General features: G+C 53.2%; 8 protein-coding genes. 2 read left to right on the top strand and 6 right to left on the bottom strand.

The genetic code is table 11. The features are described 5' to 3' along the window. Positions 1-49 precede the first annotated feature (49 nt). The 3 genes from ACFSSA_RS12240 to ACFSSA_RS12230 form a co-directional block, all read right to left on the bottom strand. Complete coding sequence (locus ACFSSA_RS12240; protein WP_386820747.1) at positions 50-814, bottom strand: MFS transporter; 765 nt, start codon at positions 812-814, stop codon at positions 50-52. Positions 815-1,096: 282 nt separating this feature from the next. After that, positions 1,097-1,213: a PEP-CTERM sorting domain-containing protein gene (locus tag ACFSSA_RS12235; RefSeq protein ID WP_386820746.1), complete on the bottom strand. Its 117-nt coding sequence runs from the start codon at positions 1,211-1,213 to the stop codon at positions 1,097-1,099. After that, the gene (locus tag ACFSSA_RS12230; protein ID WP_386820745.1) at positions 1,210-1,872 is read right to left on the bottom strand and encodes a hypothetical protein; all 663 of its coding nucleotides are present in this window, start codon (positions 1,870-1,872) and stop codon (positions 1,210-1,212) included. Before ACFSSA_RS12230 ends, ACFSSA_RS12235 begins: the two co-directional genes overlap by 4 nt. A 216-nt stretch (positions 1,873-2,088) precedes the next feature. On the opposite strand from ACFSSA_RS12230, the gene ACFSSA_RS12225 reads away from it, so the two are divergent. Next, positions 2,089-2,667, top strand: a complete 579-nt coding sequence (locus ACFSSA_RS12225; protein WP_386820744.1) for an NfeD family protein — start codon at positions 2,089-2,091, stop codon at positions 2,665-2,667. A 38-nt stretch (positions 2,668-2,705) separates the two neighbouring features. Continuing rightward, on the top strand, positions 2,706-4,181 hold the full coding sequence (locus ACFSSA_RS12220) for a flotillin family protein (RefSeq protein ID WP_386820742.1): 1,476 nt from the start codon (positions 2,706-2,708) through the stop codon (positions 4,179-4,181). A gap of 102 nt (positions 4,182-4,283) precedes the next feature. Here the strand turns inward: ACFSSA_RS12220 and ACFSSA_RS12215 are convergent, their stop codons facing one another. From ACFSSA_RS12215 to pheS, 3 genes are all read right to left on the bottom strand, one after another. After that, on the bottom strand, positions 4,284-8,045 hold the full coding sequence (locus tag ACFSSA_RS12215) for a Calx-beta domain-containing protein (protein ID WP_386820741.1): 3,762 nt from the start codon (positions 8,043-8,045) through the stop codon (positions 4,284-4,286). Positions 8,046-8,130: 85 nt separating this feature from the next. Beyond that, complete coding sequence (gene pheT / locus ACFSSA_RS12210; protein ID WP_386820740.1) at positions 8,131-10,497, bottom strand: phenylalanine--tRNA ligase subunit beta; 2,367 nt, start codon at positions 10,495-10,497, stop codon at positions 8,131-8,133. A 47-nt stretch (positions 10,498-10,544) separates the two neighbouring features. Then, complete coding sequence (gene pheS, locus ACFSSA_RS12205; protein ID WP_386820739.1) at positions 10,545-11,561, bottom strand: phenylalanine--tRNA ligase subunit alpha; 1,017 nt, start codon at positions 11,559-11,561, stop codon at positions 10,545-10,547. Positions 11,562-11,608 lie beyond the last annotated feature (47 nt).

Here is an 11,608-nt window from a genome sequence, read left to right as displayed (position 1 = left end):
GTGGTTTTACCACAAGAACTCTAAAAAGGAGCTGTCCGATTTTCTGGGGTCAGGCCACGGCTAGCATCGGTATAACAAGACTCGCCACACAGCCGGTGATCTGCAGAGCGGATACCCATCCAGCTGCCAATTCTTCCGCCATTCCCCGGCTTTGAAGCATCGTCGGCAGCCAGGCCACCGTGGAATAGTAGATTGCAGACTGAAGCCCCATAAATATCGTCACATGCCAGGCCCGCCTTTTACGGGCCACAATCATCACGCCAGCCAGAGGATGCCCAATCCTCCGGGATTGTTGCTGTGGTGCCGTGAACATTTGCGGCGCCCATAGAATCAGCATTGAAAAGGCGGCAACTCCCCACATGCCGAGCGAGGCATTCCAGCCGCCCGGCAGGGAATTTGCCATCGGCACAGCGAGAGCGATACCAAGGGCCGCGCCGAGATTCATTCCCGTGGCATAAAGACTCGTCAAAACTCCCATATGCTGTGGAAAGCGGCTTTTCACGAGTCCGGGCAGGAGCACATTCCCCAATGCAATCCCCGAGCCAATAAAGACGGTTCCCAAAATCCGGGATATTGCTGAGAAATCGCCTGTAAATGATCTTGCCGCACAACCGAAAGCGAGGAGAGCCATCCCGAGGCCCAAAGCCCGGGCAAAGCCTATCCGTTGTCCGATCCATCCGGCCCAGAAACCCACCAGGCTGAATAGGAGGAGTGGGATGGCAGTGAGACTCCCAATGAGCTGACGGCTCAGACCATCGGCATACATTCGCTCAGCCAAGGGTGAGATGGCCGTGATTGCGGGGCGCAGATTCATCGCGATCAATAGAATCCCTGCGATTAATGCAATCTGCCGGAATCTATTGGAACTTGGGGGCACGGAAGTTTTCTGGAAAAGAGTTCGATAAGGATACAGACATCGAAGTTTTGGCACGGTAGCTTTGCCGTGGCAATCTGACTGGGTTATCGAGGCTCGTCCAACGAAGTTTTCACCATTTGGAGAAAGCTCTTACAGGTGGCCAGCCACCAATGAAAAAGCCTTTCCACGAAGAATGCGGAAAGGCCTTTTGGAAAACTGATGTTAGTTTTTCGCGTCTCCCTAGCTACGGCGGCGACGGAGCAGCGCGATAGCACTCAAGCACAATAGTCCCAAGGCGCTTGGCTCCGGGACTGCGGTCAGGGACAGATTATCAATGATACTGCCTGGATCCGTCATTGGATCACATCCACAGAGCTCCCTCTCGATACCGTTGCCAAACGGATACCGATGTAATCATAGCTGCTGAGATCCAACTCAGGAGTCGTGATACTGAATGAGCCTGTTTCCCCTGCGACTCCGGTGAAAGTTCCGGCGGAAGCACTGAATTCGCCTGCGGCCGCTTGATTGCCAGCGATTAGAAGGTCATCCCATTTTGCAAAGCCGCCCATGTTTCCGATGGTAAATGATGGATAGTTCTGTCCTTTGAAAACCTGGGCTGTTGCAGGATCAGTGGGAAGCACACCGCTGGTGTTCAACGTCCAGCCGATGATCTGGTAAGTTAGCTGAAGTGATACAGGGTCGGACACAGTGGCAGGAGGTGTGAAATTCAGGCTGAGTTGCAGAGCCGTGCCGGTAAGTCCTGATACGGAGACAACTTGTGAGAGGCCACCATATTCGCCACCTTGCCATCCATTTACGTTAACTGCTGCGCCAGAGCTGGTATTCCAGCCGTTTTTGGCGACCCAGCCTCCATCGATCTGAGAGAATGCGAGGAAATTGTCGCCTCCATCGATAGTGTTGCTGGAGAAATCACCATCAGTGATGATGGATGCGGCTGATGCTGAGCAAACAAGCAATGTGCTTGCGGAAAAGAGTCGGAGGATTTCGTATTTCATGATCGTGGCTGTTTTTTTAAGCAGCCGGATTAAATGGTGAAAGCGATAGGTGTGAAACCGTAAAAGATGTTCGCAATTTTGCCAGATCATCCGCCTGCTCTGAACGCTACAATGAACGGGAGATCGGAGATTCCCCAGGTTTCAGGGCCTGCCGTTACGAATGATCCGGTAAGTAAATCTTGCAATATTCTTGGGTGATTCACAGATTGAGAACGAATGACAGACTTCCTAAATACTTGGTGGCAGGAACTGAACTTTAACCTCCAGATCTTTTATGGAATCGGTATCATAGCCATCTCTGTATTAATTATACAGATGATTATGTCTACCGTGCTGGGTGTGGATAGCGACCTCGATGTGGGAGACTTCGAACTCGGGGATCACGATTCCGGATTGAGTATCTTCTCCGTGCGTGGTGTGACTGCGTTTTTTGTCGGTTTTGGGTGGACGGGCGTTATTTGTACAGAACAAGGATTAGGGCTGCCGATAACTTTGCTGATCTCGGGAACTGTCGGCGTAGCTATGATGGGAGCAATTTTCATGATGATGAGAAGCTTCATGAAATTGCAATCCAGCGGGACGCTGAATTATGCGAACGCGATCGGCCAGACAGCGACGGTTTACGTCACAATTCCTCCGTCGATGGGAAATGGAGGACAGATAGAAACTTTAATTCAGGGGCGGCTGGTGACGGCCCAGGCATTGCAAAAGGGAGAGACGTCCCTTTCACCCGGGACAAAGGTCAAAGTAATCGGCACCGTCGGTCCCACAGTATTGCTTGTCGAAAATCTCTGAAGCCATTCTCCTTACGTAAAAACCAACAAAAAAAATATATGGGTCCAATCATCGCATTAGTCGCAATCGTTGCCGTTTTGTTTTTCACCGTCGCTTCGATTGCGATGCGTTACAAACGCTGTCCTTCGGATAAAATTCTCGTCGTATATGGTAAGGTGGGCGGGGGGAAATCGGCGCACTGCCACCATGGTGGTGCAGCATTTGTATGGCCGGTGATCCAGGATTACCAATATTTGGATCTTACGCCGCTTCCGATCGATATCCGTTTGGAAGGTGCGCTTTCCAAACAAAACATCCGTGTTAACACGCCTTCCACATTCACCGTCGGCATTTCCACAGAACCGGGTGTGATGGAAAACGCCGCGGAACGTATGCTCGGGCTCAACATGGAGCATGTGAAAGAGCTGGCGAAGGATATCATTTTCGGCCAGATGCGGGTGGTTATCGCGACGATGGATATTGAGGAAATCAATGCGGATCGTGACAAGCTGATTGCAAATATCTCCATGGGTGTGGAGGTGGAGCTTAAAAAGGTCGGGCTCCGGCTCATTAACGTCAACGTCCAGGACATCACGGATGCTTCCGGATATATCGATGCACTTGGGCAAGAGGCAGCATCCAAGGCGATTGCCGAAGCGAAAGTGAAAGTGGCGATGGCGGACCGCGACGGAGAAATCGGGGCGGCGGCGATGCAGCGGGACAAACGCGTAAGCGTGGCCGGGGCAAATGCGGAGGCCACGATGGGCGAGAACTCAGCGTTGGTGGAGATTGCCAATTCCGATGCCAAGCGCCGGAGTGCCCAAGCGGAAGCTGAAAGACACGCGACAGCCGCCGAGAAAGTGGCAGAAGCGAAAGTGCTGGAAGAAGCTTACGTTTCAGAGCAAGCGGCGGAGCGCCAGCGTGCGGAGCGTGATAAAGCGAGTCAGTATGCGGATATCGTGGTTCCCGCACAGGTCGCGAAAGAGCGTCAGATCGTGGAAGCGGATGCTGAAGCGGAGCGTGTGCGCAGGATCCAACAGGGTAAGGCGGACGCTGTCCGTGCGGAGAAACAAGCGGAAGCAGACGGTATCATTTTTGTTAAGGATGCGGAGGCCAGCGGTTTGAGAGCGAAGCTCTTGGCGGAAGCTGAAGGCGCGCGAGCGGTTCTGGAAGCAAAAGCGAGAGGCTTTGATGATCTCATCAAGGCATGCATGGGGCCTGCCGGAGCCCAGCAAATGCTCGTGACAGAGCTTCTCCCACAGCTGGTTCGTGAGCAGGTTCAGGCAATATCCAATCTCAAGATCGACAAGATCACTGTATGGGATGGTGGAAGCGGTGCGGACGGAAAATCCGGCACAGCAAATTTTCTTTCCGGAATGGCGGGAGCGATTCCTCCATTACATGAGATTGCCAAGAACGTAGGCGTGGAGCTCCCTGCCTATCTCGGTAAGCTGGACGAGACTCCTGTCGAGCCCAAGAAGGAGGCTCAGGATGAAAATCAATCATCGGCGGTCAACTATCCGGAGGGTTTCTAGTCGTATACTAAAAGTAATCTCCATGAAAAAGCTCACGCATATCATACGCGTGAGCTTTTTTTATGAACCTTTCAGCTTCGCTCCCGATCTTCTGCCAAGCAGTTAGTTCGGCAGGATAGCGCGGAAGCGCACGAAGCGTGGTGTGCTGCTCATGGCGGTTTTATCTCTCACCGTGAATCGGCTGCCGTTGCTTTCCACCACATCGTAGATTCCGTTTGAGCCACGGGTAGGGACCGATGGACTCCAGTTGATCAGATCACTGCTAAACTGGGCTACCAACCAGACTCCGATGTTTTCCGCAGATCGCAGCATCGTGGCTTCCAGATACTTTGAGTTCGAAACCGACTGGAGTGAAAGATTTCCCGACGCGACTGCGAAGGTGGTGGCGGAAGTTGCCAGCGTGGGAGAAGTGCCTAAAGCCATCTCGGTGATATTCAAAATTCCGTCATTATCGAAATCTTCTTCAGGACCGGTTTTTCCGGCAATGATTTGCGCGGAGGTGAAAGAACGCTTTTTCCACAGACTGAACGAGTCCACTCCGCCTGCCAGCTTGATTATTGGCCTGCTCGTCGAACCAGCGAAGTCAAAGAAGTTTCCTCCCAGATATATATCACCACTCCCGTCTTGGGCGATCGTGTAGATCGATCCTCCCGCGCCACTGTCGATTTGGAAGCTTGAATCAATGGCACCTGTGGAAGTCAGGGAAATGATACGGTTGCTAGGCGAGGTAAAACGGCCTCCGATTAAGATCCGATTGGACATATCCACGAAGATCCTTTCGACAACATTGTCAATCAATGGAGGGGTGAACGATGTATCAAGCGTCCCGTTGTTATTGAGCCTTGCGAGTCGATCGACCTTTACGTTGTTGTAGGCTCTGAAAAAGCCACCGATCAGATATTTTCCATCACTTTGACGGACGAGACTGTAGATGCCGTTCGCCCGGTTCTGGGCAACGTTGACTCCTGCATCATCAAGGCCCTGGGCGCCACCGCCTGGTTCGAATGAAGCATCTCTGGAACCGTTGGCATTCAGGCGGGCAACACTGAAGCGGAAGAGCGTTCCGGATGATTGTTCCAGGGAAAATAGGCCGGCAATCATGATCTTTCCGTCCTGTTCAACGAGGATGGATCTGATATCGGGAACGATCACCGTGGGAGAACTGAATGCCGGAGCTAAGGCCGTGCCGGCCGTTCCGGTGGATGTTCTCCGGACAATTCCATTTGCTGCCGACCCATTGAACGAGGTGAAATTTCCGCCGATCAAAATGCTCCCATTGGACTCAAGTGCGAGCGCATACACCGATGGGTTCATGTTTTCCCTCGTAGCGGCAGAACCCAGATTAGAGTTGAATGTTGTGTCAATCGTGCCGTTGGCATTGAGGCGGGTTACACGATTGCAGTTGATCCCGTTATAGGATGTGAAAGAACCTCCAACCAGTAGCTTTCCGTCAGATTGTTCCACAATTACCCTCACATCGTTGTTGAATCCCGTTCCTTTCAGGAAAGAAGTGTCTTCCGAGCCATCGGCATTCAATCGGGCGATATTTCCTTGCAGCCCGAAATTTGAAATATTGCCGCCGATTAACACCTGATCGTTGGCCAGGGGAAGTGCGGTATAAACACTTGTCCCGAAAAATACGGGATCGAACCCGGTGATCCGGCTTCCCCTATCAAGGATGCTGATGGTAGCTGTGCCAGACGATGACGGGACGATCGCATTGCTGGCTCCGGAAAGAGCCAGGCTGAAGGTTTCGGTCCCTTCCTCCAGAGCATCGGGACGGATCGGGATCAAAATTGTCTTCGGCGAGCTATCGCCAGCCGCCCAGCTAACTTTGCCGTTGGTTTCATGAAAATCCGAACCGGAGACCGCGGTGCCGTTCGTGGTCGTATATGAAACGGAACATGCTTTCGAAACATCAAAACTGCGCTTGACGACAAGACGCGCATGCCCGGCTGCTTCATCGACGACGACGTTGGTGCTATCGAGTTCCAGCCTGCTGTCAAATTCCACCTTCATATCAATCCAGAGATCCGGATCGCTGCCACCGGCGGCCATATTGGTAAAACGAACACCCGCGCTGGCATCGTAGAAAGACGAGCCCACGGGTAAGGTGGAGTCTGTGCGGTCTTCCGATTCCGGGAATTTCGTATCAGGAGTGGCGTCGATGAGATTGGGACGATTTTCATAGATCCCTTCTCCCACGATATAAGCGCGGTTTTTTGTCTCATCGTAGAGAGACCGGAGGCCGACCCAGTTGTAGCGTGAGCCACCCATGGGAACACGAAGCGCACGGACCTGGCCTGTATTGCCCGCAGCTTGGTCAAAGCGGTGAATTCTCCACGTTCCGTTCGCTTCCGGCTGAACAATGTTCTGGCCAGGCATCCAGTTCAGCCGGGACATGGCATACGGACTGAAGTATCCTTTATCCGCAGTCCCGCCGCCCATCGTATCGTAAATATCTCCGTATTCGTTACTTACCCCCAAAGGATCGAAATATTGCCCCGGAGTGGTTCGTGAGGGATCGTAGTAATTCGCGTGATTCAAACCGTAATTGTGGCCGAACTCGTGGAGAATCACAAAGACCCTGCCAAAATCACTAACACCATTGACCCAATGGTTCGAGCCTCCAACTGATGCGAGGCCACCGTAGGTGATTTTACTCTGTGGAAGACTGCTGAGGTTAGGGAAATAAACTGCTACCACATTGTAGTTATTCAAATCATACGGCGCGATTCCGGACCCGCCGGTTGCGGCGGCGGTTCGGGCTTCGGTGATTATAGCGTCATTATTTCCGGCCAGGGAAACCGCGCTTGCGGTAGAGGCGAGTCGATAGACATCCGGGGTAACGGTAAAATTCAACGAGGCTTTGCCATAGGAATATTGCTCTATGTGATTTTTCACCGCGTTCAAATCTGTCTCCAGCTTGGCCTTCGTAATCGGTGCGCCAGGCAGGTCGGAGAAATCGGCACGTATAAAAAGAACGTTGATGACATCGGCTTGGAACGGAGTCGCCTGGAGACTTCTCGTTGTTTCGGTCATGCCGGAATCTGCCATCAGCCAGGAAAAACCATGATTCACTTCACGATTACCACCCGACTGAGCTGTTTCAATGGCGCCGGCGATGTTGTCTTCGACCTGTTGTAGAATCGCATCACTTTCGAATTGAAAATACTTCCCGCCGATAACAGCGGTCGTTGCAGAACTGGACCTGCCGTGGGTGAGGGGATCGGAATCCAGGGAGTCAGATGCTGGAAAAAAGGTCGAAACCGCTTCTAACTCATCTTCAGAAACAGTCCTTACCACTTGATCGGACAGCAATAGAACTTCCCCAAGCAGATACCCGTTGAGAGGCACCTGGGTCATTGGCTGCCGTGCTGATTCAAAATCCGGACCGACAATGGTCAGCGATTTTCCGCCAACCAGCGCGACATTCCGGTGGCTGCAATGTAGTGAACCGCTGGCATCGACCGACGTCTCCCAGAGTAAATCAATGCTGCCGATGGCGCTGAACGGTTTCTCGGAAGCTTCCCGGACAGCGGGAGGCAGAGCCGCAAGCTGATCGAGCGTCATCATTTTGCCCAATGCCAATGCCGGCTGGGTAGCCGCCAATTCCGCCAACGCAGCAGTTCTCAGCTTGGCGAGCCGAACGCCATCAGAGATGAAAACAGCTTTATCGGGCTCGGAGGTCTTATGGAAATCCTCGCTCCAAGACAGGAGATCCTGTGAGCCTATGCGCTGGATCCTACGGCTTTCACTAAGAGTTTTCTCTTCCGAATTTGGTTTTTTCCAAATGACGAGGATGACTGCCAAAAACAGAAGAACGAGCCCGCAACGGTAGCTGATACCGGAAGTTATTTTCACATCACGTAATGTGAGAAGAAACTTCAGGTTTGGCTAATCAAAAATGTCCCTGGCGGTAACAGAAAGTGATATCACATCTATAATATCAACGATAGGTGAGGCCCTGGATTTTACCGAGTTGCTCTAGAACACGCTTATGAGCCTCATCAATCTCATTTGTTTTGAGAGTCCGGGTCGCATCGCGATAGTAGAAACGGTAAGCGATGGATTTACGATCTGCGGCGATTTTCTGGCCGCTGGGATCGGTAAACAAATCAAAACAATCGAAAGAAACCAGCAGAGGTTCTTTGGCTTTGGCAAGGATCGCCTCAATTTGCGCATTGGGAGTTTCAATAGGCAGCTCCATTGCCGCATCGCGGGAAGATCCCGGAAACTGCGGGAGATCCTCGACCTGGATTCTTGCGGTAACAAGCTTCCGCAATTTTCCCAAATCGAGCTCTGCAACGAAAACAGGATTCGCAAAATCGAGTTCGCGCTCACGGCTGGGAAGAAGACGGGCAAAAACGCCGATAGTCTGATCGCCCGCCTTGATTTCGGCGGCAAGAGCAACATTTTCTCGGTCCTTTGGCTTCAGGGAAATGGCTTGGCCCGGGAGAAGTGCGGAAAGAAGTGCTTTGACATCATAAAGATCGGCCGCCCGGTCTTTTGATGCCCAGGATGATGGTTGGACGTTTCCGGAAACAAGCAAAGCGAGGCTGTCACTTTCCTGATCACACGCTTTACCACCTCCCGCGTTGCGGAAGACACGCCCCATCTCAAAAAGGCGGAGGGATTTTGACTGCTGGCGTGCATTACGTTCCGCCGATGCAACCAAGCCCGGAACGATGCTTGGGCGCATGATCGAATGATCCTCGCTGAGGGGAGATTTGACCCGAATGAGATCGCCATCCTGAAGAGGACGAAGTGGAAGAATATCGGGAAGTTGATTTTCGGCGATCAGCTTGATCGTCTGACACTCGTAGAGGCCGATGGATGCGAGCCTGCGGCGGAGAACCATGTCAGCGTCGTAGGCAACGTCGATCTCACTGGTTGCCGCAAAAGTTCCCTGGAGGCGGGAAGGGACATTTGCGAGACCATGCACCCGGGCAATTTCCTCGACGAGATCGATGTGGCGGGTCAGGTCAGCGCGGAAGGAAGGAATCTCCCACGTGCCATCGCTCTTTTTGGACAGACCCAGACGCGTCAGAATTTCCTCTGCAGCTTCCGTTGAAATAGAGTTTCCAAGAAGACGATGGAGTTTTTCCAGATCGAGAGCTACCGGTGCAGGTGCCGGCGGTAGCGAGCCGATGGTCCGGGTCTTACCAGCGGCTGCGGCAATGAGCTCAATGGCAAGCGCCGCCGCGGGGAGCACCGCCTGAGGATCCGCACCACGCTCAAAACGATAGGCAGAGTCCGAAGAAAGCGCTGTGCGGCGTGAGGTGCGGCGGATCGTTGAAGGAGTGAAATACGCTGATTCCAGAATGATGGAAGTCGTGGTCTCGCTAACACCGCTGTCATAGCCACCCATCACACCCGCAAGCGCAAGCACTGCTCCCGATTCATCGGAGATTACGAGATCCTCCGGAGTGAGAGTGTGGATTGATTCGTCCAGAGCTTTGAATGATTCACCATCGTTCGCCTGCCGGATGACGAGAGCACCGGTGACTTTTGCCGCGTCGAACGCGTGGAGCGGTTGGCCCGTCTCGTGCAAAACGAAATTGGTGATGTCAACGATGTGATTGATCGGACGCAAACCAATGGAAGTGAGACGTTTTTGTAGCCACTCGGGACTTTCGGTAACCTCCACGGCATCGATGCGGGTAGCTGAATAAAACGGGCAGGAATCTGGCGCTTCAAGTTTGATGAAATCTTCTTCCGCGTCCGCAGTTTGGACCTCCGGACGTTTTTCAGTGAGAAGGGGTGTTTTGAGCAGCGTCGCGAGCTCGCGGGCCATGCCCGCATGGGAAAGAAGATCCGGACGGTTCGGGGTGACCTCAAGCTCCAGCAGGGTGTCGGAGTCGAAAAGTGTCTTCACAGGCACCCCGATCGGGGCATCTTCAGGGAGGATCAATAGGCCATCCTCACCCTTCGGAAGGCCAATCTCTTCCGCAGCTGCAAGCATGCCTTTGGATTCAACCCCGCGCATCTTGGTTTCGCCGATAACAAAGCCGCCGAGGTCCGCGCCGGGTAAGCAGCAGGGAACTTTGTCGCCGACCTGATAATTCTTCGCTCCACAAACGATCTGGCGGAGCTGACCTTCGCCTGCATCGACCTGGGTTACTTTGAGCTTATCCGCATTCTCGTGTTGCACGGCTTCTTTGATCTGCGCGACCACGATTTTCTCCGAGACAATGCCTTTCGAGACAATGCCTTCGACTTCAACACCGGCAAAGGTGAAGAGGTCGGAAATTTCGTCGATGGATTTTCCGGTGAGATCGAGGTGGGTGGAGAGCCAGTTTAGTGAAATGTTCATCAGAGTGGAAAAGAGATTCAGTGAGCGGGATATCCGTAAAAGCTGGATTATGCGAACTGGGAGAGAAAACGGGTGTCGTTTTCGATGAGTAGGCGGATATCTTTGATGGCCCAGCGGATCATTGCCAGGCGATCCAGACCCATTCCGAAGGCAAAGCCTGTGACGCTTTCCGGGCAGAGTGCGTTGTCCTTGCGGGTCGCGTTGATGGACTCGAAAACAGCGGGATCTACCATGCCGCATCCAGCGACCTCAATCCAGCGAGGAGCCTGGCCTTTGATCTGGAGCTTCACGTCGATTTCGAAAGAAGGCTCGGTGAAAGGAAAGAAATGAGGACGGAAGCGGACTTCCGTGGAAGTGCCAAACATCTCACGAAAGAAATATTCGAGAGTGCCTTTGAGATCAGGCAAGGTGACATCCGTATCCACATAAAGGCCTTCGAGTTGATTGAATACCGAGAGGTGTGTGGCATCGATTTCATCGCGGCGATACGCGGAGCCGGGAGCGATAATGCGGATAGGCGGAGCCGCCGTCTCCATGGTGCGGATTTGCACGCTGGAAGTATGGGTGCGCAGGAGTTTCCCGGAGTTAAAATAAAAGGTGTCCTTTTCGTTCCTGGCCGGGTGGTCGGCGGGAGTATTCAGCGCATCAAAGCAATGATACTCATCTTCGATCTCCGGACCATCGGCGAGGGCAAAGCCCATACGCCGGAGGATTTGAATCGCTTCGTCCCGTATCTGGGTAAGTGGATGAAGGGCACCGGTAGGTAATGAGCGGCCGGGAAGGGTGGGGTCGATCCCGGCAAGGGCTGCCCTATCGGCGATTTCCTGCAAAGCGATTTGCTTCTCTTCAAGGGCGGAAGTGATCGCCGTGCGGGCTGCATTGAGCGATTGTCCAAACGCTGCCTTCTCCTCCTTGGGGACGTCCTTGATCGCCGCACCGGCGAGGCTGAGGGAGCCTTTTTTTCCGAGAACGGAGACGCGTGCGTCATCGAGACTGCGCTCGTCTGAGGCTGCGGCAATGAGTTCGAGGGCTTGGGACTGGATAGTGGCGATTTGCTCGTTCATGGACGGGGTGGGGATAGCGGAGAGAGGGGCCGGGGGCAAGAGTTTGG

The sequence above is a fragment of the Luteolibacter algae genome (assembly GCF_042683045.1).
Lineage (GTDB): Bacteria > Verrucomicrobiota > Verrucomicrobiia > Verrucomicrobiales > Akkermansiaceae > Luteolibacter > Luteolibacter algae.
This window is presented reverse-complemented; position numbering and strand designations above follow the sequence as displayed.

Bases quoted from the DNA above. Each gene is read 5' to 3' on its own strand.
- ACFSSA_RS12240 (WP_386820747.1), bottom strand. From the start codon at position 814: ATGAATCTGCGCCCCGCAATCACGGCCATCTCACCCTTGGCTGAGCGA.
- ACFSSA_RS12235 (WP_386820746.1), bottom strand. From the start codon at position 1,213: ATGACGGATCCAGGCAGTATCATTGATAATCTGTCCCTGACCGCAGTC.
- ACFSSA_RS12230 (WP_386820745.1), bottom strand. From the start codon at position 1,872: ATGAAATACGAAATCCTCCGACTCTTTTCCGCAAGCACATTGCTTGTT.
- ACFSSA_RS12225 (WP_386820744.1), top strand. From the start codon at position 2,089: ATGACAGACTTCCTAAATACTTGGTGGCAGGAACTGAACTTTAACCTC.
- ACFSSA_RS12220 (WP_386820742.1), top strand. From the start codon at position 2,706: ATGGGTCCAATCATCGCATTAGTCGCAATCGTTGCCGTTTTGTTTTTC.
- pheT (WP_386820740.1), bottom strand. From the start codon at position 10,497: ATGAACATTTCACTAAACTGGCTCTCCACCCACCTCGATCTCACCGGA.
- pheS (WP_386820739.1), bottom strand. From the start codon at position 11,561: ATGAACGAGCAAATCGCCACTATCCAGTCCCAAGCCCTCGAACTCATT.